At 62.6% G+C, this 23,332-nt stretch carries 21 protein-coding genes; 10 read left to right on the top strand and 11 right to left on the bottom strand.

The window, feature by feature from the left end; all coding sequences use genetic code 11:
- Position 1: 1 nt before the first annotated feature.
- Both ACSQ8Y_RS08165 and ACSQ8Y_RS08170 read right to left on the bottom strand, forming a co-directional pair.
- Complete coding sequence (locus ACSQ8Y_RS08165; RefSeq protein WP_436265943.1) at positions 2–1,639, bottom strand: tetratricopeptide repeat protein; 1,638 nt, start codon at positions 1,637–1,639, stop codon at positions 2–4.
- Positions 1,639–3,366, bottom strand: a complete 1,728-nt coding sequence (locus tag ACSQ8Y_RS08170) for a response regulator (protein WP_436265944.1) — start codon at positions 3,364–3,366, stop codon at positions 1,639–1,641. Before ACSQ8Y_RS08170 ends, ACSQ8Y_RS08165 begins: the two co-directional genes overlap by 1 nt.
- Positions 3,367–3,653: 287 nt before the next feature.
- Here ACSQ8Y_RS08170 and purL point away from each other — a divergent pair, with 287 nt between their 5' ends.
- Complete coding sequence (gene purL / locus ACSQ8Y_RS08175) at positions 3,654–7,700, top strand: phosphoribosylformylglycinamidine synthase (protein WP_436265945.1); 4,047 nt, start codon at positions 3,654–3,656, stop codon at positions 7,698–7,700.
- 131 nt (positions 7,701–7,831) lie between these two features.
- Here purL and ACSQ8Y_RS08180 read toward each other — a convergent pair whose 3' ends face one another.
- Together ACSQ8Y_RS08180 and ACSQ8Y_RS08185 are read right to left on the bottom strand one after the other, a co-directional pair.
- Entirely contained in the window at positions 7,832–8,017 is a 186-nt protein-coding gene (locus ACSQ8Y_RS08180) for a 4-oxalocrotonate tautomerase (RefSeq protein ID WP_436265946.1), read from the bottom strand.
- 8 nt (positions 8,018–8,025) lie between these two features.
- Positions 8,026–8,805 (bottom strand): class II aldolase/adducin family protein, encoded by a 780-nt coding sequence (locus tag ACSQ8Y_RS08185; RefSeq protein WP_436265947.1) that lies wholly within the window; start codon positions 8,803–8,805, stop codon positions 8,026–8,028.
- Between the two features lie 122 nt (positions 8,806–8,927).
- On the opposite strand from ACSQ8Y_RS08185, the gene ACSQ8Y_RS08190 reads away from it, so the two are divergent.
- Genes ACSQ8Y_RS08190 through sigJ form a run of 3 tightly spaced genes read left to right on the top strand, consistent with a single transcriptional unit; the run spans position 8,928 to position 10,891 of the window.
- Entirely contained in the window at positions 8,928–9,365 is a 438-nt protein-coding gene (locus ACSQ8Y_RS08190; protein ID WP_436265948.1) for a hypothetical protein, read from the top strand.
- Positions 9,325–9,888, top strand: coding sequence for a hypothetical protein (locus ACSQ8Y_RS08195; protein ID WP_436265949.1), 564 nt, complete (start codon positions 9,325–9,327; stop codon positions 9,886–9,888). The genes ACSQ8Y_RS08190 and ACSQ8Y_RS08195 overlap by 41 nt, the downstream gene beginning before the upstream one ends.
- The gene (sigJ, locus tag ACSQ8Y_RS08200) at positions 9,869–10,891 is read left to right on the top strand and encodes an RNA polymerase sigma factor SigJ (RefSeq protein ID WP_436265950.1); all 1,023 of its coding nucleotides are present in this window, start codon (positions 9,869–9,871) and stop codon (positions 10,889–10,891) included. Before ACSQ8Y_RS08195 ends, sigJ begins: the two co-directional genes overlap by 20 nt.
- A gap of 31 nt (positions 10,892–10,922) precedes the next feature.
- Here the strand turns inward: sigJ and ACSQ8Y_RS08205 are convergent, their stop codons facing one another.
- From ACSQ8Y_RS08205 to ACSQ8Y_RS08235, 7 genes are all read right to left on the bottom strand, one after another.
- Positions 10,923–11,582 (bottom strand): DNA alkylation repair protein, encoded by a 660-nt coding sequence (locus ACSQ8Y_RS08205; RefSeq protein ID WP_436265951.1) that lies wholly within the window; start codon positions 11,580–11,582, stop codon positions 10,923–10,925.
- Between the two features lie 337 nt (positions 11,583–11,919).
- Positions 11,920–12,693 (bottom strand): peptidylprolyl isomerase, encoded by a 774-nt coding sequence (locus ACSQ8Y_RS08210; protein ID WP_436265952.1) that lies wholly within the window; start codon positions 12,691–12,693, stop codon positions 11,920–11,922.
- A gap of 93 nt (positions 12,694–12,786) precedes the next feature.
- Complete coding sequence (locus ACSQ8Y_RS08215) at positions 12,787–13,566, bottom strand: peptidylprolyl isomerase (protein WP_436265953.1); 780 nt, start codon at positions 13,564–13,566, stop codon at positions 12,787–12,789.
- Positions 13,567–13,658: 92 nt separating this feature from the next.
- Positions 13,659–13,931 carry a BolA family protein gene (locus tag ACSQ8Y_RS08220; RefSeq protein WP_436265954.1) on the bottom strand — a complete coding sequence of 91 codons (273 nt, stop codon included), beginning with the start codon at positions 13,929–13,931 and terminating at the stop codon, positions 13,659–13,661.
- Positions 13,928–14,560: a septation protein A gene (locus ACSQ8Y_RS08225; RefSeq protein ID WP_436265955.1), complete on the bottom strand. Its 633-nt coding sequence runs from the start codon at positions 14,558–14,560 to the stop codon at positions 13,928–13,930. Before ACSQ8Y_RS08225 ends, ACSQ8Y_RS08220 begins: the two co-directional genes overlap by 4 nt.
- 28 nt (positions 14,561–14,588) lie before the next feature.
- Positions 14,589–14,987 (bottom strand): peptide-methionine (R)-S-oxide reductase MsrB, encoded by a 399-nt coding sequence (msrB, locus tag ACSQ8Y_RS08230; protein WP_436265956.1) that lies wholly within the window; start codon positions 14,985–14,987, stop codon positions 14,589–14,591.
- A 10-nt stretch (positions 14,988–14,997) separates the two neighbouring features.
- Positions 14,998–16,473, bottom strand: coding sequence for a protein adenylyltransferase SelO (locus ACSQ8Y_RS08235; protein ID WP_436265957.1), 1,476 nt, complete (start codon positions 16,471–16,473; stop codon positions 14,998–15,000).
- A gap of 151 nt (positions 16,474–16,624) precedes the next feature.
- On the opposite strand from ACSQ8Y_RS08235, the gene ACSQ8Y_RS08240 reads away from it, so the two are divergent.
- From ACSQ8Y_RS08240 to ACSQ8Y_RS08265, 6 genes are all read left to right on the top strand, one after another.
- Positions 16,625–18,274, top strand: coding sequence for a 3-(methylthio)propionyl-CoA ligase (locus ACSQ8Y_RS08240; protein WP_436265958.1), 1,650 nt, complete (start codon positions 16,625–16,627; stop codon positions 18,272–18,274).
- 52 nt (positions 18,275–18,326) lie between these two features.
- On the top strand, positions 18,327–19,556 hold the full coding sequence (locus ACSQ8Y_RS08245; RefSeq protein WP_436265959.1) for a branched-chain amino acid ABC transporter substrate-binding protein: 1,230 nt from the start codon (positions 18,327–18,329) through the stop codon (positions 19,554–19,556).
- 80 nt (positions 19,557–19,636) lie between these two features.
- A complete protein-coding gene (locus ACSQ8Y_RS08250; protein WP_436265960.1) occupies positions 19,637–20,581 on the top strand; it encodes a branched-chain amino acid ABC transporter permease in 945 nt (314 codons plus the stop codon).
- Positions 20,578–21,858: a branched-chain amino acid ABC transporter permease gene (locus ACSQ8Y_RS08255; protein ID WP_436265961.1), complete on the top strand. Its 1,281-nt coding sequence runs from the start codon at positions 20,578–20,580 to the stop codon at positions 21,856–21,858. Before ACSQ8Y_RS08250 ends, ACSQ8Y_RS08255 begins: the two co-directional genes overlap by 4 nt.
- The gene (locus ACSQ8Y_RS08260; RefSeq protein ID WP_436265962.1) at positions 21,855–22,607 is read left to right on the top strand and encodes an ABC transporter ATP-binding protein; all 753 of its coding nucleotides are present in this window, start codon (positions 21,855–21,857) and stop codon (positions 22,605–22,607) included. Before ACSQ8Y_RS08255 ends, ACSQ8Y_RS08260 begins: the two co-directional genes overlap by 4 nt.
- An 11-nt stretch (positions 22,608–22,618) precedes the next feature.
- Positions 22,619–23,314: an ABC transporter ATP-binding protein gene (locus tag ACSQ8Y_RS08265; protein ID WP_436269786.1), complete on the top strand. Its 696-nt coding sequence runs from the start codon at positions 22,619–22,621 to the stop codon at positions 23,312–23,314.
- Positions 23,315–23,332: the final 18 nt, after the last annotated feature.

Genomic DNA, 23,332 nt, shown 5'->3' on the forward strand with positions numbered 1-23,332 from the left:
CTCACGCGGTGGTGGAGATGCCGTATTTGCGCTGGGTAGCGCTGTAATGCTGGAGCAGGCTGCCGAATTGGGGCGCGTCGCCGTCGATGCGGCGCAGACGCTCGATCAGCATGCCGGCCTGCTGGCCGAGCGGCGCTTCCCATCCCAACTCGTAAAGCTGGCGCAGGATGGCATTGGCGGCGGCGTACAGCACTGGCCCGTTGCTTGGACTTTTGCGCAGCGCCAGGTTGAGCGTGCTGACCGCGCCGCGGTGGTCGCCCTGGTCCAGCAGGGCGGCGGCGCTCTCCAGCATCTCATCGACCTGGTGGGAAATCTGCATGCCTATGCCGCGCGCCAAGTCGTGCCTGCCCGCCAGTTCAAACACCTCGACCGCTTCCTCCGTGGACAGATGGCTGGCCCCGTCGTTCACCATGTCGATGACCACGCCGATGGCATCGTCGTCGAGGTTGTGTTTGATGCAGCTCTGCGCAAGATCCAGCCTCAGCGAATTGGACAGTCCCTTGGTCAGCACCACGCCGGCCGCGGCCGAACTCAGTTCCTTGGCGGCCATGCTGCCGTTGCCCGTCACGTCCAGCACCAGGGCCGAGGACAAGGCGCGGCACACCTCCGCGTTGGCGTTGCCGCGCATCGTGCGCTCCAGGTCGTGGATCGTGACGGTGGCCTGATTGATATCCCCTTTCTTCACCAGCACCCTGACCAGCTTGACGTGGTCTTCCGGGTCGCGGAACTGGGAATGCTTGGCCTTGGTCACGACCTGCTTGAAGGCCTTTTCCGCGACGTTGATGTCGCCCGTCTCATAGGCGACCGTGCCGAGGTGGCGCAGGCGCCTCACCGTGTGGGGTGAAATGGCGACCGCCTCTTCGAGCACCTTCTTCGCCTGCACCGCCTGGCCCAGCGCTTCATGGGTGAGCGCCAGCAGGTCGTAGGCCGCCATATACTTCGGATTGAGGTTGATGAGCCGTTCCAGCGTGGCCTGGGCGTCGTCGTAGCGTTGGGCGGCGTGCTGGCAGCGCGCCAGGCCCAAGTACGCCCATCCCAGCGGGCGCGCGACCAGTATGCCGTGGTAGATCAGCTCGGCCTCGGCCAATTGGCCCTGGTCGAAATGCAGTTCGGCCCGCAGCCGGGCGAATTCGGCGGCATGGCGCGGGTTGTGCAATTCGCCGGCGCTGGCGATCGTCAGCGCATCGCGCAGATTGCCGTGCCTGATTTGCTCGTAGACCGGCAGGAAGGCCGACCGGCGCGTCACCGCCCGAGCTATGCGCTGCAGCAAGACTTCGACCTTGAACGGTTTCAGCACGTAGTCGGTGGGCAGCAATTCAGCGGCGCTGACCACCTTGCCATAGACACCCTCGGACGTCAGCATGATGAAGATGGTCCAGGGGCCGATCAGCTTGTGGTGGCGCAGGTCTTCCAGCAGTTGCTGGCCGTCCTGGCCGTTGTCGCTGCTGCCGCTGCCCAGGTCGTACTCGCACAGCACGATGTCGTAGTCCTTCTTGCCCAGCTGGCGGATGGCCGTGCCGGAGCTGACGGCGTCGTCGATGCGGGTGATGCCCGACTGGTTCAGCATGTTGCGCAGACTGGCCCGCATGCCCTGGTTGGGGTCCACCAGCAGCACTGACAGTTCCGCGTAGTCTTGCATTACCTGCCCTCGGCGGTGGCGGCCGGCGCGCCGGCGGGACTCTGGGCCGCCGCGGCTGCGGCTGCGGCAGCCGTTGCCGCCGCGGCCGAGGCGGCCACGGCCGGCGCGTATTTCTGGCGGATCGCCGTGTACTGGGCGATCAGGCCCGGCAGCAGCGGATTGGCCGGATTGTCGTCGCGGATGCGGCGCAGCAGGCCGGTGCACTGGATCGCCAGCGTCGCGTCCCAGCCCTGGTCCATGATCTGGCGCAGCATGGCGGTCGCGGCCACCGTCCACAAGCCGGTGTGCTCGGGGCGCCGCCGCAGCGCCTGCTGCAGCACGTCCACCGCGCCGCGCAGGTCGCCTTCGCGGCTTTTGATGGCTGCCTGGCGCACCATGGAATCGACTTCGGAATCGAGGTTCTTGTCGTATTGCTCGGCCATGTCTTCGCGTCCGGCCTGCTGGCACAGGCTGACGACGTCGGCGTCGGTCACGCCGCTGCCCGGGTCGGCGGTCAGTTCCTTGAACAGCACCGAGGCCTGTTCGTCCATGCGGTTGGCCAGGCAGCTGTGGGCCAGGCCCAGCTTGAGGTTGCTGGACATGCCGGTCGCCTCGGACAGCACGGCCATGGCCTTGGCCAGCTCGGCGGCGGCCTTGTCGGTGTTGCCGTTCAGTTCCTGCACCATGGCGGCCGAGTAGGCGCGGCACACTTCGGTGCCGGGTCCGCTGCGCAGCGAACGTTCCATGTCGCGGATGACGGCGGAGGCGCCGGAGCCGTCGCCCTTCTTGACCAGGGTGCGCACCAGGTTGACGTGGTCGGCCGGGTCGCGGAACTCGGAATACTTGGCCTTGGCCACCACTTGTTTGAACGCTTTCTCGGCACTGTCGATGTCGCCGACGGCAAGCGACACCTCGCCCAGGTTGCGCAGGCGGCTGACCATGTGCGGCGAGATGGCGATGGCGTCTTCCAGCACCTGCTTGGCGCTGTCGTCCTTGCGCTGGGCGCGCAGCACTTGGGCCAGCAAGTCGTAGGCGGCCATAAGTTTGGGATTGGCTGCCAGCAAGGCCTCCAGCTGCGCCTGCGCATCCGGATAGCGCTTCAGCGCGAAAGCGCAGCGCGCCTGGCCCAGCTGGGCCCAGCCCAGCGGCTTGCTGGCGACGATGCCGATGTAGGCCTGCTCGGCCTCAGGCATGCGGTCCAAACTCATCAGCAGCTCGGCACGCAGGCGGGCGTAGTCGGTGGCGTAGCGCGGCTGCGCCGCTTCTGCAGCCAGGCAGGCGGCGATCGCTTCGCGCGCCTTGCCCTGGCCTATCATCTGGTAGACCGGCAGGAAGGTGGCGCGGCGTTCCAGTGCGCGGCCGATGCGCTGCGACAGCACGTCGACGGTGAACGGTTTCAGGATGTAGTCGGTCGGCAGCAGTTCGGCCGCGCTGACGACCTTGCTGTACACGCCTTCGGAGGTCAGCATGATGAAGATCGCCCACTGGCTGATGACGCGGTGCAGCCGCAGGTCTTCCAGCAGTTGCTGGCCGTCCTGGCCGGCTTCGTTGCCGCCGGCGCTGCCGAGGTCGTATTCGCACAGGATGACGTCGTAATTCTTAATGCCGAGGGCACGGATTGCGGTGCCGGCACTGACGGCCTGGTCGACCTTGGTGATGCTTACCTGCGTCAGCATATTATGGATGCTGGCGCGCATGCCCTGGTTGGGGTCGATGATCAGGACGGTCAGGTTGCTGTAGTCAGCCATGTTTCACTCTCTTGGGCGGAGCCAACTCCATATCGCATGAGCATACTCCAAGCATGGGCAAAATAGCTCGCCATCGGGGCCATTTGCCCCTGTAAGCCGTTTGTTTCAGTATAAAAAGACAAAAAATGTTGCTTCCGTGGCACTGGGAGGCCGCCCGGGGCAGGGGAAGGGCGCATTGCTGACCCTGCCCGGGGAGGGGCTAAACGGGTATAATTCGGGGCAAAGGATTTTAGCCGCACCGATTTCTTCTTTAATCCGCAGCCACGCTGCTCAACCACCTCCCAACCATGTTGATTTTGCCGGGCTCCAACGCCCTGTCTGCCTTCCGTAGCCAACGCCTCCTCACCCAACTGCAAGCAGTGCTGCCCGCCATCACGGCCGTGCAAGCGCACCACCTGCACTTCATCGACGCCGCCGGGCCGCTTTCGAGCGACGACACCAGCCGCCTGCAAGGGCTGCTGACCTACGGCGAACCCGCCCATGCCGAGTCGGCAGAAGGCGGCGCGGTCGAAGAATTTGTCGTGATTCCGCGTTTCGGCACCATATCGCCATGGGCTTCCAAGGCCACCGACATCGTGCACAACTGCGGCATGGCCCACATCAAGCGCGTCGAGCGCGGCGTGGCCTACCGCATCCACCTGAAAGCCGGTTTCCTGGGCAGCAGCATAGGCGCGGGCAAAATGTCGGCCGAGCAGGCCGAAGCCGTCGCGGCGCTGCTGCACGACCGCATGACCGACTCCGTGCTGCGCCACGCCGACGAAGCCGCCGGCCTGTTCCGCACGCTGGAAGCGAAGCCGCTGGAGGCGATCGACGTGCTGGGCGCGGGCAAGCTGGCACTGGAAAAAGCCAACACCGACCTCGGCCTGGCCATGTCGGACGACGAGATCGACTATCTGCACGACGCCTTCACCAAGGCCAAGCGCAACCCGACCGACGTCGAACTGATGATGTTCGCGCAGGCGAACAGCGAACACTGCCGCCACAAGATCTTCAACGCCGACTGGACCATCGACGGCGTGGCGAAGGACAAATCGCTGTTCAAGATGATCAAGAACACGCACGAGAAGCAGCCCAAGGGCACCATCGTGGCCTACAGCGACAACTCGTCCATCATGGAAGGCGCCGTGGTGTCGCGCTTCTTCCCGCAGGGGGCCGGCCAGGAATACGCTGCCACCACCGAGCTGACCCACACCCTGATGAAGGTCGAGACGCACAACCACCCGACCGCGATTTCCCCGTTCCCGGGCGCCTCCACCGGCGCCGGCGGCGAGATCCGCGACGAGGGCGCGACCGGCCGCGGCGCCAAGCCGAAAGCCGGCCTGTGCGGCTTCACCGTGTCCAACCTGATGATACCCGGCGCCGTGCAGGCCTGGGAAAACGCCGCCTCCGTCACCGGCGCCAAGACCGCGCTCAACACGGCTAAAGCCTACGGCAAGCCGGACCGCATCGCCTCGGCGCTGCAAATCATGATAGACGGCCCGCTGGGCGGCGCCGCGTTCTCGAACGAATTCGGCCGTCCTGTGCTGGGCGGCTACTTCCGTACCTACGAGCAGAACGTCGGCAGCCAGGTCGCCGGCGCGCCGGACACCGTGTACGGCTACCACAAGCCCATCATGATCGCGGGCGGTATCGGCAACATCTCCGGCCAGCACACGCACAAGAACGACATCCCGGTCGGCAGCCTGCTGATCCAGCTGGGCGGTCCCGGCATGCGCATCGGCATGGGCGGCTCGGCCGCTTCCTCGATGGCCACCGGCACCAACACCGCCGACCTGGACTTCGACTCGGTCCAGCGCGGCAACCCGGAAATGGAACGCCGCGCGCAGGAAGTGATCAACGGTTGCTGGCAGCTGGGCGCCAACAATCCGATCATTTCCATCCACGACGTGGGCGCGGGCGGCCTGTCGAACGCCTTCCCGGAAATCACCAACGACGCCAAGCGCGGCGCGCTGTTCGACCTGCGCAAGATCCCGCTGGAAGAATCCGGCATGGCGCCCAAGGAAATCTGGTCCAACGAATCGCAGGAACGTTACGTGCTGGCCATTGCGCCGAACGACCTGCCGGCGTTCAAAGCCATGTGCGACCGCGAGCGCTGTCCGTTTGCCGTGGTCGGCACCGCCACCGAAGAACGCCAGCTGCAACTGATCGACAAGGACATGGGCAACTTCCCGGTCGACATGCCGATGGACGTGCTGCTGGGCAAACCGCCTAAAATGCTGCGCGACGTGCACCATGTGCAGAACGATTATCCGGCCATCGACCTGACCGGCATCAACCTGGAAGAAGCCGCCAAGCGCGTGCTGCTGCTGCCTACCGTGGGCGACAAATCCTTCCTGATCACCATCGGCGACCGCAGCGTGGGCGGCATGTCCGTGCGCGACCAGATGGTCGGTCCTTGGCAAGTGCCGGTGGCCGACTGCGCCGTCACCACCATGAGCTATGAAGGCTACCTGGGCGAGGCGATGGCGATGGGCGAGCGCACGCCGCTGGCCGTGATCGACGCGCCGGCCTCGGGCCGCATGGCCGTCGGCGAGACCATCACCAATATGGCTGCCGCGCCTATCCGGGCTATCGAAGACATCAAGCTGTCCGCCAACTGGATGGCCGCCTGCGGCCAGCCGGGCCAGGACGCAGCCCTGTACGACACCGTGCAAGCGGTCGGCATGGAGCTGTGCCCGGCGCTGGGCATCTCCATCCCGGTGGGCAAGGATTCGCTGTCCATGCGCACCACCTGGAAGGACGAGGACGAAAGCAAGGCCGTGATGTCGCCGGTGTCGCTGATCGTATCCGGCTTCGCGCCGGTCTACGACGTGCGCAAATCGCTGACCCCGCAGATCCGCATGGACGCGGGCGATACCGTCATGATCCTGATCGACCTGGGCCGCGGCAAGAACCGCATGGGTGCCTCGGCATTGGCGCAGGTGATGGGCCAGCTGGGCAATGAAGCGCCGGACGTCGACAGCGCGGAAGACCTGAAGGCCTTCTTCACCGCCATCCAGCAACTGAACAGCGACGGCAAACTGCTGGCCTACCACGACCGTTCCGACGGCGGCCTGTACGGCACGCTGGCCGAGATGGCCTTCGCCGGCCGCGCCGGCCTGTCGATCAACCTCGACATCTTGACCTTGGAAGAGGGCCACGGCGCCGACCAGGGCGACGCCAAGAACTGGGCCGGCCAGATCGCCGAACGCCGCAACGAGCAGACGCTCAAGGCGCTGTTCAACGAAGAACTGGGTGCTGTCGTGCAAGTGCGCGCCGACGAGAAGTCGCTGGTCATGGACGTGCTGCGCTCGTTCAACCTGGGCGCCTGCAGCCACATCATCGGCAAGCCGAACGACCGTGGCGTGATCGAATTCACGCGCGACGCCAAGCTGATCTACAACCAGCCGCGCGCCGACCTGCACCGCCTGTGGAGCGAGACCAGCTGGCGCATTTCGCGCCTGCGCGACAACCCGGCCTGCGCCGACGCCGAATACGACCGTCTGCTGGACGAAACCGACCCAGGCATCACGCCGAAGCTGACGTTCGACCCCGCCGAGAACGTCGCCGCGCCCTTCCTGGCCACGGGCGCGCGTCCGCGCGTCGCCATCCTGCGCGAGCAGGGCGTCAACTCGCACATCGAAACGGCATGGGTGATGCACCAGGCCGGCTTTGCGGCGGTGGACGTGCACATGAGCGACCTGATTGCAGGCCGCGTCAAGCTGGACGATTTCCAGGGCGTGATCGCCGTCGGCGGCTTCTCCTACGGCGACGTGCTGGGCGCGGGCGAAGGCTGGGCCAAATCCATCCTGTTCAACCCGGCGATGGCGGAGCAGTTCGCGCGCTTCTTCGGCCGCAGCGACACCTTCGGCCTCGGCGTGTGCAACGGTTGCCAGATGATGAGCAATCTGAAATCCATCATTCCAGGCGCGCACGCCTGGCCGAAGTTCACCACCAACAAGTCCGAGAAGTTCGAAGCGCGCTTCTCGATGGTGGAAGTGCTCGATTCGCCGTCGATCTTCTTCCAGGGCATGGCCGGCACGCAAACCGCGATCGCCATCGCCCACGGCGAGGGTTACGCCGACTTCACGCAGACCGGCAACATCGGCGAAGCCATCGGCGCGCTGCGCTTCATCGACAACAAGGGCGCAGCGACCGAAGCCTACCCCTACAACCCGAACGGTTCGCCGCAGGGTTTGACGTCGGTGACGACGGCAGACGGCCGCTTCACGGTAATGATGCCGCACGCCGAGCGCGTATTCCGCAGCGTGCAGCAATCGTGGCACCCCGAATCGTGGGGCGAAGACTCCCCGTGGATGCGCATGTTCCGCAACGCCCGCAAGTTCGTGGGCTAAGCCAAAAAAGCCGGGTCCGCCCGGCTTTTTTTCGGCTCTCGAAAAGGGGCCAGGGTCAAATATTAAAAAGGGTCAGGGATATTTATACGGAATGTACACGTTCCAGATAAATAACCCTGACCCTTTTTTCCTTATTCGTCTGACCAAAGGCGGCCGGCGGTGGCCCAGTGCTCTTTCTTGACTTCGTGGATCAGGATGTCGACCGATTCCGGGCTCGAACCCAGGGTCGCGCAAGTCGCTTCGGTGACGGCCTGGACGAATGCGCGCTTTTGCTCGGGCGTACGGCCTTCGAAGAGCTGGACGTTGATGGTGGGCATGGGACTCCTTAGGTTCGGTAGCTGGGGTTGGTGGCATCGAGCTTGCGCAGCAGGGCAGGCCATTCCAGGCGGCCTTCGGGCGCGCCGTCGCCGACCAGCTCGAGGTGGGCTTTGAGACAAACCGCTTCGGACGGCTGGCGCAGGGGCATGCAGGCGGATTGCGCCAGCAGTTGCAGCTGGCAGGCCTTGTCCAGCGTTTCCATCAGCACGAAAGCTTCGGCGATGGTGCGGCCTACCGTCAGACTGCCGTGGTTGCGCAGGAGCATGGCAGGGCGTTGGCCAAGGCCGGCTGTCAGCCGCGCCTGCTCGGCCGGGCTCATCTCCAAGCCTTCGTAGTCGTGGTAGGCCAGTTGGCCATGGAAGCGAAGGGCGTAGGGCGTCAGCGGCTGCAAGCCGGCTTTTTGCATGCCGACGGCGATGCCGTTGGGGTTGTGCAAGTGCATGACGCAGGCGGCGTCGTGCCGGGCAGCGTGCACGGCGCCGTGCAGCGCGAAGCCGGCCCGGTTGACCGTGTGCTGGGATCGGCAGACGATATTGCCGTTCCGGTCGACTTTCACAAGGTTCGATGCCCGTACTTCGTCGAAGCGAAATCCGAAGGGGTTGATCAGATAATGGCCGGGTTCGCCGGGCACGGCTGCGGATATATGGGTGTAAATGCCGTCGTCCCATCCGAACCTGGCGGCTAGTTGATAGCAGGCTGCCAAGTCGATGCGGGTCTGCCATTCGGCGGGGCTGCTGATGCCGGGCGGCGCAATGGCGGCCTGGGCTAGTGTAGAGAGTCTGTCCATTCGGGCAGCTTAGCAGCCGCCCTCGGCACTACCAATGCGGAGCTGGTAATGGCTCCCATGCGCGCACGCATATATATGTACGCCCGATGTCACATCCATCAGGGCTGCGTCGTCTAATAAGTATGGACAAATCGATATCTCAATGTGCACGTTGGCTGCTCGCTTCCGGACTGTTGTGCAACGCCGCCGCCATGTTGCTTGCGCCGCAGGCTTGGTACCTCAGCATGCCCGGCGTGCTCTATACAGGCCCGTTTAACATCCACTTCGTGCGTGATATTGGCTGTGCTTATGCTATGGCTGGCGGCGGCCTGCTCTGGCGCGCCTGTCGGCCCGCCACCGGCGCTGCTGCTGCCATTGCAGGGGCCGGTTTCCTGCTCATGCACGCCCTTGTTCACTTGGGCGAGACCCTGGCTGGCTTGTGTGGCTGGAGCCAGCTGCTGCAAGACGTCCCTGGCGTCGTGTTGCCCGCGCTGTTGGCAGCAGGGCTTGCGCTTCCCCCTCACTTCAATAGGAATGATCATGATCGACTGGCTGATCCGTTTGCGCCTCGCCGCCTTTGAGAAACGTTATGATTACGATACGAGCTATTTGCGCTGCCTGCTGGGCTTGAGCCGAAAGGGTATGCTAAGTTTCGGTCGCGCGACCGCACTCGGCAAATACCGGGAGGACGTGCCGGTCGCCGCTTGGTATGCTGCCAAAATCGTCGCGGTGCAATCCGAAGACTGTGGACCTTGCGTGCAGTTAGTGATTAACATGGCACGCGAACAGCGGGTCGACGACTTGGTGCTGCACGGCGTGCTGCGCGCGGATGTGGCGCAAATGGGCGTGGACGCGGCGTTGGGCTGGCGCTATGCGTGTGCGGTTGTCGCACACGGCGAGGACATCGCTGCCTTGCGCGACGAGGTGCTGTCCCGGTGGGGGCCGCGCGCGTTGGCGTCGCTGGCGCTCGCCATCACTGCCTCACGCATGTATCCGATGCTCAAATACGCCTTGGGTCATGGTCTGTCATGTCAGCAAGTGCGCGTGGGCGATGCGGCATTGAACGATGTAAGCTGGAGACAAGATGCGCATAAGTCCGCCTGATCAACTCGACGGCACCGTGCAATTTGAAACGCAGCGGCGCTATTTGCGTGCGCTGGCATATCGCATGCTTGGCTCCCGTGCAGAAGCCGAAGACGTGGTGCAAGACTGCTGGTTGCGCTGGAATAAGGTCGACCTCGATACGGTTCGCGATGCTCGCACGTATTTGTCGCAGACGGCTTCCAATCTGTGTCTGGACCGCTTGCAAAGCGCACGCCAGCGGCGTGAGCAATATGTCGGCGTCTGGCTGCCCGAGCCCCTGATCGATGAAGCGCCGGATTACTGCCCCGGCCCAGAAGTCGCGACCGAATATGCGCAAGAAGTCGGCATGGCCTTCATGCTGGCGTTGGAGCGGCTAAGCCCTCTGGAGCGCGCTGCTTTCATCTTGCACGATGTTTTCGACATCGACTTTGATGAAGTTGCAACACGTTTGGGGCGGTCAGGTGATGCCTGCCGTCAACTGGCAAGCAGGGCACGCACGCACGTGAAGAGGTCAGCGGTGCGTTCACAGATGGGCGTGGCGCAGCGCGACCGATTACTCCGGGCCTTCGGCTGGGCTTTGCAACGTGGCGATATTGAAACCTTGTCGGGCATGCTGTCGGCCGATGCCGAGATGCTGAGCGATGGAGGCGGTATTGTGACGGCGGTGCCGAAGGCACTGCAAGGTGGATTGCGCGTGGCCAAGGCATTGATCGGCTTTACCCGCTCATACAGCCCTCTGCAAGTCGAGGTCAGGTCGGCTTGGGTTAATGGCCTGCCTGGCGCGATCATATTCGACCGTAAGACGGGCGCAGCAATCCAGGCACTGGCTCTGGGTGTTGACGAACAGGACCGCGTTGCTGCTGTTTATATCGTGCGCAATCCGAGCAAGCTCACCCATTTACACCGGAGCCGTGACGGATTAACGCCGGGCGGTGGAATTGTAACTGCGCTGGGTAATATGGTGTTGGGGGTCTATTGGCTGCTTGCATGGTCAGCGCGCAAATTCTTACGTGCGCGGTCTTAAGCCGATGACCATTGATGTTTTACGGGCGCGTTTAAAGATGCTTGTTGGCTTCTCTGAAACTCAGCGGAGCCAATAGGCTTTGGTGCCGCAGCGTGAATGCACGGACTTCTTCGGGAGCGTGGCGGGCGTAATCCCTCAAAGCCCAGCCGATTGCCTTCTGAATAAAGAATTCTTTTTCGTGCGCGAGCGTCAGGCAATATCCGAAAAGCCGTTCGGTATCGGTTTTATCGCGCCAGCCTAGCTGGTGCAGCAGGGCAATGCGGCGTATCCAGAAATTGTCGTGCGCAGAGGCGTCGTTCATATAATTGTGCCGATGGCGTAGTACATCGCTAATAATCCCCGCCAAGGCATCCACCGTATCCCACCATGATTTGCGCTGCGCCAGGGAAAGAAGGGCGGGTATATGCTCGGCGTCCAGCGCTTGCTTATGCATGGCCAGAAGATCCAGCGCCGCGTATTGATATTCCCGCTGCGCTAACTCCCATAGCTCGTCGGCTATTTGCAAAAGCAGCGGGGCGCCGTGGCCCTGGAGCTGCCGCAGCAGCGGCTTTAATGCGGCGCGGCGGTCTGGCGTGGGCACGCCGATAAATTCAAATTGATCGCGCATATAGGCGCGCATGCCCGCAGCGCGTTCCGGCTTGGCTGCCGCTGCCAGCGCGGCCTGTAGTTGCTGCTGGAAGTCAGGACTCATAGGCAATCCATGCCATAGTTGGGCTTGATCGCGCCATATTCTAGCATGAATGGCATAAAGAAATGCACCCATCGTGGGCGCGCACTTGCCGTCTCGTGTATCAAAGTTGAAAGCGGCTGGCTATCGGAGCGGGATTGGCCGGTTCGTCCTGAATGGCTGCGGCGGCTTGTTCCACCAGTGTTGCATTCTTTTACGATGGCCGCTGATTCCTGCATCGCCCCTTGATCGCCTTGCCGGGTAATATGCCGAGTGGAGAAATTCCCTGTTGCTGGGTGTTGGCAAGTACAAATAAAAATGGCGCTCCGGAGGGAGCGCCATTTTATTGAATGAAAAACTATTACTGTACTTTGGCTTTCTTGACCAGCTCTTCGCGGTAAGCGGCAACTTTTTTCTGGGTCAGGGACTCGGCGACCTGGCCTTTGACTTCATCCAGCGACGGCAGCTTGGCGGCGCGCGAGCCTTCCAGCTTGATGACGTGGTAGCCGAATTGCGATTTCACCGGCGTTTCGGTGATCTGGCCGTCTTTCAGCGCCACCATGGCGTCGGAGAATGGCTTGACGTAGGACGATGGGGCTGCCCAGTCCAGATCGCCGCCGTTATTAGCCGAACCGTCTTTCGATTGCTTGGCCAGTTCTTCAAACTTGGCGCCGCCTTTCAGCTTGGCGATAATGTCTTTCGCTTGCTGTTCGGTTTCCACCAGGATGTGGCGAGCGTGATATTCCTTGTCGCCGACGGCCGATTTGTATTTGTCGTATTCGGCCTTGATGTCGGCGTCGGAGACGGGATTCTTTTTAACGTAGTCCGCCAGCATTGCGTTGATGATGATGCTTTGACGGGTGTTTTCCAGGGCGGCTTTTACTTCGGCACGGGTGCCCACGCCTTGCTTGTCGGCTTCCTGGATCAGTACTTCGCGGCCGATCAGGTCTTTCTTGATGGCTTCGCGCAGTTGCGGGGAATCGGCCTGTTTGCCTTGGGCGACAACTTGCTTGACGATGGCTTCGACTTTCGAAGCTGGAATGGCTTTGCCGTTCACGGTCGCAACGTTTTGTGCGAATGCCGGAACAGCAACGACGGCGATCAGTGCTAACAACAGGCGGGCTGGCTTGAACATCTTTTCACATCCTATAAAAAAACAAGGGAGCGCATTGCGCATAGCCCAAATAATAGCGGCGCCACCAGGGCGCCGTTCCTTACTGCTGATTCATTACTGAACTTTGGCTTTCTTAACCAGTTCTTCCTGGTAGGCCTGCAGCTTCTTCTGGGTCAGCGCGTCCGCGATTTGCGGCTTCACTTCTTCCAGGGTCGGCAGTTTGGCATCGCGCACGTCGTCCACTTTGATCACGTGGAAGCCGTTCGGGGTCTGGACAGGTTTTTCGGTGACTTGGCCTTTTTGCAGGGCAACGAAAGCGTCCGAGAACACTTTAGGGAAGGACGACGGGGTCGCCCAGTCCAGGTCGCCGCCGTTGGCAGCCGATCCAGTGTCTTTCGAGGTCTTGGCCAGCTCTTCGAACTTGGCGCCGCCCTTCAGCTTGGCGATCACCGCGTTCGCTTCCGCCTCGGTCTCCGTCAGGATGTGGCGAACATGGTATTCCTTGTTGCCGGTTTGAACGACGAACTTGTCGTACTCAGCCTTGATGTCGGCGTCCTTGATCGGGTTCTTCTTCACGTAGTCCGCCACCAGGGCGTTGATGAAGATGGCTTGACGCGCGTTTTCCAGCGCCGTCTTGACGTTGGCGTCCTTCGAGTAACCTTGTTTCTCCGCTTCCTGCATCAGGACTTCGCGGCCGATCATTTCTTTCTTGATGGCTTCACGCAGTTGCGGCGAATCTGGTTGCTGGCCCTGGGCTACAACTTGCTTGACCACTGCATCCACGCGCGATGACGGGATGGCTTTGCCGTTGACGACGGCCAGGTTTTGGGCAAATGCGGGTGCGGCAACAGCAGCGATAAGTGCGATCAGCAGACGGGCTGGCTTCAAATTCATTATTTCAAATCCTAAGGGGTAAAGTTCTTGAAGGTTGCGGAGGCCGGAATATCAGTGATCGCAATGTCTCTTAATCCGAATCTCCGCGCATATCATACTTCAGACGGTGCCAGTGCGGTAATGGCCAATGCGTGTATCTCCCCACGCATCATATCGTGCACGGAATCATACACGAGTCGATGTCTTGTGACGAGTTTCAGGCCTTCGAATTTGGCCGAGACGATGCGCAGCTGATAATGCCCTCCGCCCGATGCCGCTCCGGCGTGTCCGGCGTGCAGCGCGGACTCGTCTTCCAGCACCATTTCGGCCGGCGCCAGCGCTGCGCGCAGCCGCTCTTCAATCTTGCTAATGCGTGGGTCGCTCATGCTTCTTCATCTTTGATGTACTTGGCCAGGAAAATAGTCTGGACGATAATGAAGGCAAATGTCAACCCGGTCGTACCGAAGGCTTTGAAACTGACCCAGGAGGCCGTGTCTGCTTTGAACAGCACGAAGGCGACAAACAGGTTGATGCAGCCGAGGGCGGCGAAAAACACGGTCCACGACAGGTTCAGCTTTTCCCATACCTCGTCCGGCAGGCTGAGCTGGGTGCCCATGGCTTTGCGGATCAGGTTGTTCTTGAAATAGTAACGCGCCACCAGCAGGCCTACGGCGAAGCACCAGTAGATCAATGTCGGTTTCCATTTGATGAAGTTTTCATCGTGGAAATAGATGGTCAGGCCGCCGAAGACGACGAAGAAGAACAGCGACAGCCACAGCATGAAATCGACCTTGCGGCCGCGCGCTTTCAGGTAGACGATCTGCAGGGCGTTGGCCAGGATGCCGGCCAGGGTGGCGATGACCATCGGCGCCTGCTCGGCCGTGGCCGAACCGCCGGCCAGCAGGCTGCTCATATAGGTGTTGACGAAGGCCTGGACCGCTTCCGCGTGCATGCCGCCCAGTTTGTAGCAGGCGAAGAAGACCAGCAGCGGAAGGAAGTCGAAAAGAATTTTCATGTGAGGCTTTTGGATGGTGTCTGGTGGATCAGTCTTGAGGATCGAAGCGCAGCGAGGCTGAATTGATGCAGTAGCGCAAGCCGGTTGGCGGCGGGCCGTCGGGGAATACGTGGCCCAGGTGGGCGTCGCACACAGCACAAATTATCTCTGTGCGCAGCATACCATGGCTGCGGTCGACCACCTCCGTTACGTTGGCGGGATCGAGCGCCTTGAAATAGCTGGGCCAGCCGCAGCCGGAATCGAATTTGGTGTCGGAGGCGAACAGCGGGGTGTTGCAGCACACGCAGGTGTAGATGCCGCGCTCATGGTGATCCCAGAATTTGCCCGTGAAGGCGCGCTCGGTGGCGGCGTGGCGGGTGACCTGGTATTCCATCGTGTCCAGCTGGGCACGCCATTCGGCGTCGGTCTTGGTGACTTTATTGCTCATAATCGCTTTCTTAAGAAGAACAGCTGACTTCCAAATGACTGGCCCAGTCCGGTGGCAGGGCCGCGTATTTCTCATTCTCTGGCTGTTCGTCGAACGGGCGCTGCAAAACTGACAGTAGGCGCGCTACTTCAGTAAAGTCCTTATTCTGCGCCTTTTCAATTGCTATCTGGGCCAGGTAGTTCCGAAGTACGTATTTGGGGTTGACAGCGTCCATTGCAACTTTGCGCGCGGCATCATCGCTGTTTTCGGCGCGCAGGCGCGCCCGGTACAGGCTGGCCCAGGCGTCGAAAGCTTCCCGATTGATGAATTCGTCGCGCAGATCTTCGTCCGGTGCGTCGTCGTAGGCCTTGAGATTGCTCAAGGTCCTGAAGAATTGCGTGAAATCGGCGTGATTTTCCTGCAGCAGGGTGAACATGGCGTCCATCAGCTCGCGGTCGCCGTCCCGGGCGGTGGCCAGGCCCAGTTTGGCGCGCAGCAGCGTGTCGACCTTGGCTGCGAAGGCGGGCTGGTACTGGTCCAGCGCGGCCTGGGCGGCAGGTATTTCGTTAATGAGCGGCAGCAGGGCCTGGCCCAGCGCATAGCAGTTCCAGTGGCCGATCTGCGGCTGGTTGCCATAGGAATAGCGGCCTTGCTGGTCGCTGTGATTGCAGATGTGGCCGCTGTCGAAGGCCTCCATGAAGCCGAACGGGCCGTAATCGATGGTTTCACCGAGTATCGACATATTATCGGTGTTCATTACGCCGTGCATGAAGCCGACCGATTGCCACTGCGCCATCAGCTCGGCCGTGCGGCGCGTCACTTCGGCCAGTAAAGCGGCGTACGGATTCTCTTCGACGCGCAACGCCGGGTAATAACGGTCGATCACGTAGTCGGCCAGGATTTTCAGTTCTTCCGGCTTGTCGCGGGTGGACCAGTGTTCGAAGGAACCGAAACGGATGAAAGTGGGCGCCATACGCAGCACGACCGCCGCCGTTTCCACCGTTTCGCGCATCACGCCCTGATCCGATCCGACGACCGCCAGGGCGCGCGACGTGGGGATGCCGAGCGCGGCCATGGCTTCGGAGCACAGGAACTCGCGGATGGACGAGCGCAGCACGGCGCGGCCGTCGCCCATGCGGGAATAAGGCGTCAGGCCGGCGCCTTTCAGTTGTAGCTCCATCGGACCGCGCTGCGTAGCCACGTCGCCCAGCAGGATGGCGCGGCCGTCGCCCAGCTGGCCGGCCCAGACGCCGAACTGGTGGCCGGAATACACGGCCGACAGTGGTTTGGCCTGTTCGGGTATGGCATTGCCGGCCAGGATGTCGATGGCTTGCTGTTCGGCCAGCGCGGCGGCGTCCAGGCCTATCAGCGCCGCAGCGGGCCCGCTGACTGCTACCATATAGGGAGCGGGCAGCGGAGTCGGCATCAAGCGGGTGTAGAAGGAGGGCGGGAGACTCGCAAACGAGTTGTCCAGAGGCAGCTTATTGATGGCGGTTCCAGTGTTCATGGGTGTGAATTTCAAATTCTAACGCACCGTGCCAAAACGTGGCGGTGTCGCGTTTGCTGCATCGCAGCATAGAAACTGTTTGACGAAAATAGCACGCGCGTACGAATATGGGTTCGCCTTACCAGAAAAACAAAGTTCCGAAGGAGATCAGATGTCGCTTCCGCAGAGTCCCTTGATGGGCCAGATGATGAATCAGCCATTGCTTGTGTCCGGTATTATTGAATTTGCGGCGCGTCATTTCGCCGATAGCGAGATCGTCTCGCGCCGTGTCGAGGGCGATATCCACCGCTACACCTACCGCGACTGCCACCAGCGCGCGCGCCGCCTGGCCAACGCCTTGCACGGCATGGGCATCGCCCTTGGCGACCGTGTCGCCACCCTGGCCTGGAACGGCTACCGCCACCTGGAAGCCTACTACGCCGTGTCCGGCTCGGGCGCCGTGCTGCACACCATCAATCCCCGCCTGCATCCCGAGCAGATCGCCTACATCATCAACCACGCCGAAGACCAGGTGCTGTTCTTCGACCTGACTTTCCTGCCCGCAGTGGAAGCGGTGGCAGCGCAGTGCAAGCAGATCAAGACCTATGTGCTGATGTGCGACCGCGAGCGCATGCCGGCGGAAACGAAAATCGCCGGGCTGGTCTGCTATGAAGACCTGATCGCCAGCCATTCGGACGAGTACGCCTGGCCGCTGTTCGACGAAAACTCCGCCTGCACGCTGTGCTACACCTCGGGCACGACCGGCAACCCCAAGGGCGCGCTGTATTCGCACCGTTCGACCGTGCTGCACGCTTACGGCTCGGCGCTGCCCAACGCGCTTAACGTGACGTCCAGGGACGTGGTGTTGCCGGTGGTGCCGATGTTCCATGTGAACGCATGGGGTTTGCCATACTCGGTGCCGTTGAGCGGTGCCAAGATGGTCTTCCCCGGCGCCGCGCTGGACGGCAAGTCCTTGTTCGAGCTGTTCGAATCCGAGCAGGTGACGTTCTCGGCCGGCGTGCCGACCGTCTGGCTGGGCCTGATCAATTATATGCAGCAAAACAAGCTGCAATTCAGCAGCTTCCGCCGCACCGTGATTGGCGGCTCGGCCTGTTCGCCGGCAATGATGAACACGCTGATGGACGATTTCGGCGTGGAAGTGATCCATGCCTGGGGCATGACGGAGATGTCGCCGCTGGGCACGACCGGCGTATTGCTGGGCAAGCACCGCGACTTGCCGAGGGAGGAGCAGCGCAAGATCCTGCTCAAGCAGGGCCACGCGGTGTATGGCGTGGACATGAAGATCGTCGACGACGACGGCAAGGAACTGCCGTGGGACGGCGTCAGCTACGGCCATCTGCTGGTGAAGGGGCCGTGGGTGATCGCGTCCTACTTCAAGGACGAAGGCGGCGATCCGCTGCAGGACGGCTGGTTCCCGACCGGCGACGTGGCCATTATCGATGCCGACGGCTATATGCAGATCACCGACCGCAGCAAGGACGTGATCAAGTCCGGCGGCGAGTGGATAGGCACCATCGACCTGGAAAACATCGCCGTGTCGCACCCGGCGGTGATGCAGGCCGCCTGCATCGGCGTGCACCACCCGAAATGGGACGAGCGCCCGCTGCTGGTCATCGTGCGCAAACCGGGCCAGGATGTCAGCCGGGAGGAACTGCTGGCCTTCTACGAGGGCAAGATCGCCAAATGGTGGCTGCCGGATGACGTGGTCTTCAGCGACGCGCTGCCGCTGGGCGGCACCGGCAAGGTGCAAAAGAATAAATTGCGCGAGGTCTACAAGGAGCACAAGCTGCCGACCGCATAATGCCGAAGTTGCAACACGTTGGACAATCACAACTAAAAGAAGGATGGAGACCATGACCTACCGCAAGCTCGCCGTTGCTGTCAGCCTTACCCTGTTGTCCACGGCCGCACTGGCCGAGACCGTGAAAATCGCGTTCATCGACCCGCTGTCCGGTCCGTTCGCCCCGGTCGGGCAGAACCAGCTGAAGGGATTCCAGCTGATCGCCGACATGGCCACCCAAGGGAAATGGGCGGGCGACAACAAGATCGAAGTGGTCGGCTTCGACAACAAGGGCAGTCCGCAGGAATCGCTGACCCAGCTCAAGGCCGTGATCGACCAGGGCTACCGCTACATCACGCAGGGCAACGGCTCCGGCGTGGGCCTGGCGCTGCTGGACGCGGTCAACAAGCACAACGAGCGCAACCCCGGCAAGGAGATCGTCTACCTGAACTACGCGGCGGTCGATCCGGACATGACCAACAGCAAGTGCAGCTTCTGGCACTTCCGCTTCGACGCCAATTCCGACATGAAGATGGAGGCGCTGACCAGCTACATGGCGCCGGACAAGAATATCAAGTCGGTCTACATCATCGGCCAGAACTACGCCTTCGGCCACGCGGTGAGCAAGGCGGCCAAGGAATACCTGGCGCGCAAGCGGCCCGACGTCAAGATCGCCGGCGACGATCTGCATCCGATCGGGCAGGTCAAGGACTTCTCGCCCTACATCGCCAAGATCAAGGCGTCGGGGGCCGATTCCGTCATCACCGGCAACTGGGGCGCCGACCTGGCGCTGCTGATACGCGCCGCCAAGGACGCCGACCTGAAGGCCAATTTCTACACCTACTACGGCATCACCACCGGTGTGCCGACGGCGATGGGCGCGGCCGGCGCCGAGCGCACCAAGATCATCGGCAACTGGATGATCAACAATGAGACCTTCAACGGCAAGGAAGTGGTCGAGGCCTTCAAGGCCAAGTACAACGACGACTACTACGCGGCGCAGTCCCACGTCATCATCACCATGCTGTCGCAGGCGATCAAGGCGAGCAAGTCGGCGGACCCGGTGAAGGTGGCGGTCGCGCTGGAAGGCATGAAGTCGCAGTCGCTGAACGGCGGGGTGATGATGCAGAAGGCCGACCACCAGCTGCAGCAGAACCTGTACATCGGCACCTGGACCAAGGTCAACGGCAAGGATGTCAAGTACGACCAGGAAAACACCGGCTACGGCTGGAAGATGGACAAGAAGATCGACGCCTACGTGGCCGGCCAGCCGACCTCCTGCCAGATGAAGCGGCCAGGCTGATTAGTTAAGTTAACGTCAAATTGGATTCCCGCAGTTGCGGGAATCCATAGCGTGCCACCACAACGCCAACGCGGAATTCCATGGAATTTACCCTGTTTACTATGCTCAACGGCATCAGTTATGGACTGCTGCTGTTCATGCTGTCGTCCGGGCTGACGCTGATTTTCAGCATGATGGGCGTGCTGAACTTCGCGCACGCCTCCTTTTATATGCTGGGCGCTTACATCGCCTACACCATCAGCAGCGTGGTCGGCTTCTGGCCGGCGCTGCTGCTGGCGCCCGTCGCGGTCGGCTTGCTGGGCGCGATGGTGGAACGCTACGGGCTGCGTCCGCTGCACAGGTTCGGCCACATCCCCGAGCTGCTGTTCACCTTCGGCCTGTCCTTCCTGATCGTCGAACTGGTGCAGCTGATCTGGGGCCGTGCCGCCGTGCAGTACGCCATCCCCAAGGAACTGGACGGCCCGCTGTTTACGCTGTTCTCGACCAGCTTCCCGACCTACCGCGCCTTCATGATGCTGGTGGCGCTGGCCATGCTGGGCGGTATCTGGCTGGTGCTGACCCGTACCCGCGTCGGCCTCGTGATCCAGGCCGCGCTGACCCACCCGGACGCGGCCGAAGCGCTGGGCCACAACGTGCCGCGCATCTTCATGTGGGTGTTCGGCGGCGGCAGCGCGCTGGCAGGCCTGGCCGGCGTCATCGGCGGCAACGCCTTCGTCACCGAGCCGGCCATGGCGGGCACGGTGGGCAGCATCATCTTCGTGGTGGTGGTGGTCGGCGGCATGGGTTCGCTGGCGGGCGCCTTTGTGGCATCGCTGCTGATCGGCATCATGCAGACCACGGCCGTGGCGCTGGACTACTCGCTGGCGCACCTGCTGGGGCAACTCGGCGTCGCCGTCACGCCGTCCACTCCGGCGTACGCGCTGCTGAACGTCACCATCGCGCAGAGTTCGGCCATCCTGCCGTATCTGCTGCTGGTGCTGATCTTGATCTTCCGCCCGAAAGGCTTGATGGGGACCCGCGAATGAACGAACTTCGATACACGCCGGTCAACCTTGGCCGCTGGATGATCTGGAGCGGCTACGCCGTCATCCTGCTGATCGCGCCGCTGGTGTTCAGCAAGGGCGGCGGGCTGACCTTGCTGTCGCAGATGGGCACGGTGATGATCTTCGGCCTGTCCTACAATATGCTGCTGGGGCAGGGCGGCATGCTGTCCTTCGGCCACGCGGTCTATTCCGGCCTGGGCGCCTTCTTCGCCATCCACGCGATGAATCTGGCGGGCGCGGGTGCGCTGCCGATACCGACCAGTTTGATCCCGCTGGTGGGCGGCATCGCCGGCGTGGGTTTCGGCCTGCTGTTCGGCTACATCACCACGCGCAAGGCGGGCACGACCTTCGCCATGATCACGCTGGGGCTGGTGGAACTGGTGTTCGCCAGCTCGCTGATGTTCCCCGGCTTTTTCGGCGGCGAGGGCGGCATCACCACCAACCGCGTGATCGGCAAGCCTGTCATGGGCATCAGCTACGGCCCGCAGATCCAGGTCTATTACCTGATCGCGGCCTGGCTGTTCGTGTGCACCGCCGCCGTGTACGCCTACACGCACACGCCGCTGGGCCGCATGATCAACGCCGTGCGCGACAACCCGGAGCGGGTCGAATTCATCGGCTACGACACGCAGTGGGTGCGCTACCTGGTGGTGATCCTGTCGTCTTTCTTCGCCGGGATTTCGGGCGGGCTGTCGGCGATCAACTTCGAGATCGTCAGCGCCGAGAACGTCAGCGCGATCCGCTCGGGCAGCATCCTGCTGTTCACCTTCATCGGCGGCATAGGCTTCTTCTTCGGGCCGCTGCTGGGCGCCATCGTCGGCATCCTGTTCTCGGTGCTGCTGTCGGACTTCACGCCGGCCTGGCAACTCTACCTGGGCCTGTTCTTCGTGCTGCTGGTGCGCTACGCGCCGGGCGGACTGGGCAGCTTGATCATGCTGCTGCTGCACGCGGCCAAGTTCGGCCAGTTCGGCCGCATCGCCAAACCGCTGGGCTGGGTTTGCCTGGCGGTGCTGCCGGGGCTGGCCGGCTTCGTCATCGGCGTGGAGATGCTGTACCACCTGACGCTGGAGGCGGCCAACGGCAGCGTCAAGCAGCTGTTCGGCATGGCGGTCGACACGCGCGGCGCCACGCCGTGGGCCGTCGTGGCCGGCTTGCTGGTGGTGAGCGTGGCGGGCTGGCGCAAGGCGCAGCCGGTGTTCGCCGATGCGTGGGGCGAAGCGAGTGCGGCCATTGTGCTGCAGACAAGGAATGCACGATGAAAGCACTGGAATTACTGGACGTGCGCAAGAGCTTCGGCAAGTCGGAGATCATACGCGGCGCCAATCTGAGCGTAGGGCAGGGCGAACGCTGCGCGGTGATCGGGCCGAACGGCGCCGGAAAATCCACGCTGTTCAACCTGATTTCGGGACGCTTCCCGCTCAGTTCCGGCGAGATCAAGCTGAACGGCCAGCGCATCAGCGGCTTGAAACCCTATGAGATCAACCGGCTGGGGCTGTCGCGCAGCTTCCAGATCAGCAACCTGTTCGTCAACCTGTCGGTGTACGAGAACCTGCGCTGCGCGGTGCTGTGGTCCTTGGGCTATAAGTACTCGTTCTGGCACCGGCTGGGCAAGCTGCGCGACGCGCACGAACGGGCCGAGCAGGTGCTGGAGGAGATCGGCCTGCAGCGCCAGCGCCATGTGCCGGCCGGCGTGCTGACCTACGCCGAGCAGCGCGCGCTGGAGATCGGCATCACCATCGCCGGCGGCGCGGACGTGATCCTGCTGGACGAGCCGACTGCCGGCATGAGCCGTTCCGAGTCGGACGCGGCGGTGGAACTGATCCGCAAGGTGACGGTGGGCAAGACTCTTTTAATGGTGGAGCACGACATGGGCGTGGTGTTCGGGTTGGCGGACAAGATCGCCGTGCTGGTGTACGGCGAGGTGATCGCCTGCGACACGCCGGCGCGGATACGCGGCAACGCGGCGGTGCAGGCGGCCTACCTGGGCGGCCACGAGGAGGCGGCATGACGGCACAACACATGCTCGATATCCGCAACCTGCACGCCTATTACGGCAAGAGCCACGTGCTGCACGGCGTGGACCTGCACGTGAGGCCGGGCGAGATCGTCAGCCTGCTGGGCCGCAATGGCGCGGGCCGTTCGACGCTGGTGAAGGCTGCCATGGGCCAGGTCAGCGCCAGCGGCACGGTCAAGCTGAAGGGGCAGGAGATTTTGGGCCTGAAGGCTTACCAGATCGCGCACAAGGGCCTGGGCTATGTGCCGGAAAACCGCGACGTGTTCCCGACGCTGAGCGTGGAGCAGAACCTGGTGCTGGGGCAGAAGAACAGCGCGCCGGGCGGGCGCTGGTGCCTGGACGATATGTTCCGCATGTTCCCGCGATTGGAGGAGCGGCGCGCGGTGCCGGCCGGCGTGCTGTCCGGCGGCGAGCAGCAGATGCTGACATTGTGCCGCACGCTGATGGGCGACCCCGACCTGATCATGATCGACGAGCCGACCGAAGGGCTGGCGCCGAAGATCGTGGCGCTGGTGGCCGAGTATCTGCTGGCGCTCAAGGAGCGCGGCATTTCCGTGCTGCTGGTGGAGCAGAAGCTGGCCATCGCGATGGAGATATCCCAGCGCGTCTACGTCATGGGCCACGGCGCCATCGTGTTCGAAGGCACGCCGGACGCGCTGCGGGCCGACGCCGCCGTCCGCAAGGAATGGCTGGAAGTGTAGCAAAAACGAACACAGTGC

Origin of the sequence: Pseudoduganella sp. LjRoot289 (assembly GCF_964252925.1) — a bacterium.
Taxonomy (GTDB): domain Bacteria; phylum Pseudomonadota; class Gammaproteobacteria; order Burkholderiales; family Burkholderiaceae_D; genus Rugamonas.

What these genes read in the sequence shown, in the direction of transcription:
- ACSQ8Y_RS08245 (WP_436265959.1), top strand. Translation starts at nt 18,327, where the DNA reads ATGACCTACCGCAAGCTCGCCGTTGCTGTCAGCCTTACCCTGTTGTCC.
- ACSQ8Y_RS08165 (WP_436265943.1), bottom strand. Translation starts at nt 1,639, where the DNA reads ATGCAAGACTACGCGGAACTGTCAGTGCTGCTGGTGGACCCCAACCAG.
- msrB (WP_436265956.1), bottom strand. Translation starts at nt 14,987, where the DNA reads ATGAGCAATAAAGTCACCAAGACCGACGCCGAATGGCGTGCCCAGCTG.
- ACSQ8Y_RS08250 (WP_436265960.1), top strand. Translation starts at nt 19,637, where the DNA reads ATGGAATTTACCCTGTTTACTATGCTCAACGGCATCAGTTATGGACTG.
- ACSQ8Y_RS08210 (WP_436265952.1), bottom strand. Translation starts at nt 12,693, where the DNA reads ATGTTCAAGCCAGCCCGCCTGTTGTTAGCACTGATCGCCGTCGTTGCT.
- ACSQ8Y_RS08235 (WP_436265957.1), bottom strand. Translation starts at nt 16,473, where the DNA reads ATGAACACTGGAACCGCCATCAATAAGCTGCCTCTGGACAACTCGTTT.
- ACSQ8Y_RS08255 (WP_436265961.1), top strand. Translation starts at nt 20,578, where the DNA reads ATGAACGAACTTCGATACACGCCGGTCAACCTTGGCCGCTGGATGATC.
- ACSQ8Y_RS08190 (WP_436265948.1), top strand. Translation starts at nt 8,928, where the DNA reads ATGGACAAATCGATATCTCAATGTGCACGTTGGCTGCTCGCTTCCGGA.
- ACSQ8Y_RS08260 (WP_436265962.1), top strand. Translation starts at nt 21,855, where the DNA reads ATGAAAGCACTGGAATTACTGGACGTGCGCAAGAGCTTCGGCAAGTCG.
- ACSQ8Y_RS08215 (WP_436265953.1), bottom strand. Translation starts at nt 13,566, where the DNA reads ATGAATTTGAAGCCAGCCCGTCTGCTGATCGCACTTATCGCTGCTGTT.
- ACSQ8Y_RS08180 (WP_436265946.1), bottom strand. Translation starts at nt 8,017, where the DNA reads ATGCCCACCATCAACGTCCAGCTCTTCGAAGGCCGTACGCCCGAGCAA.
- ACSQ8Y_RS08205 (WP_436265951.1), bottom strand. Translation starts at nt 11,582, where the DNA reads ATGAGTCCTGACTTCCAGCAGCAACTACAGGCCGCGCTGGCAGCGGCA.
- sigJ (WP_436265950.1), top strand. Translation starts at nt 9,869, where the DNA reads ATGCGCATAAGTCCGCCTGATCAACTCGACGGCACCGTGCAATTTGAA.
- ACSQ8Y_RS08240 (WP_436265958.1), top strand. Translation starts at nt 16,625, where the DNA reads ATGTCGCTTCCGCAGAGTCCCTTGATGGGCCAGATGATGAATCAGCCA.
- ACSQ8Y_RS08195 (WP_436265949.1), top strand. Translation starts at nt 9,325, where the DNA reads ATGATCGACTGGCTGATCCGTTTGCGCCTCGCCGCCTTTGAGAAACGT.
- ACSQ8Y_RS08220 (WP_436265954.1), bottom strand. Translation starts at nt 13,931, where the DNA reads ATGAGCGACCCACGCATTAGCAAGATTGAAGAGCGGCTGCGCGCAGCG.
- purL (WP_436265945.1), top strand. Translation starts at nt 3,654, where the DNA reads ATGTTGATTTTGCCGGGCTCCAACGCCCTGTCTGCCTTCCGTAGCCAA.
- ACSQ8Y_RS08185 (WP_436265947.1), bottom strand. Translation starts at nt 8,805, where the DNA reads ATGGACAGACTCTCTACACTAGCCCAGGCCGCCATTGCGCCGCCCGGC.
- ACSQ8Y_RS08265 (WP_436269786.1), top strand. Translation starts at nt 22,619, where the DNA reads ATGCTCGATATCCGCAACCTGCACGCCTATTACGGCAAGAGCCACGTG.
- ACSQ8Y_RS08170 (WP_436265944.1), bottom strand. Translation starts at nt 3,366, where the DNA reads ATGGCTGACTACAGCAACCTGACCGTCCTGATCATCGACCCCAACCAG.
- ACSQ8Y_RS08225 (WP_436265955.1), bottom strand. Translation starts at nt 14,560, where the DNA reads ATGAAAATTCTTTTCGACTTCCTTCCGCTGCTGGTCTTCTTCGCCTGC.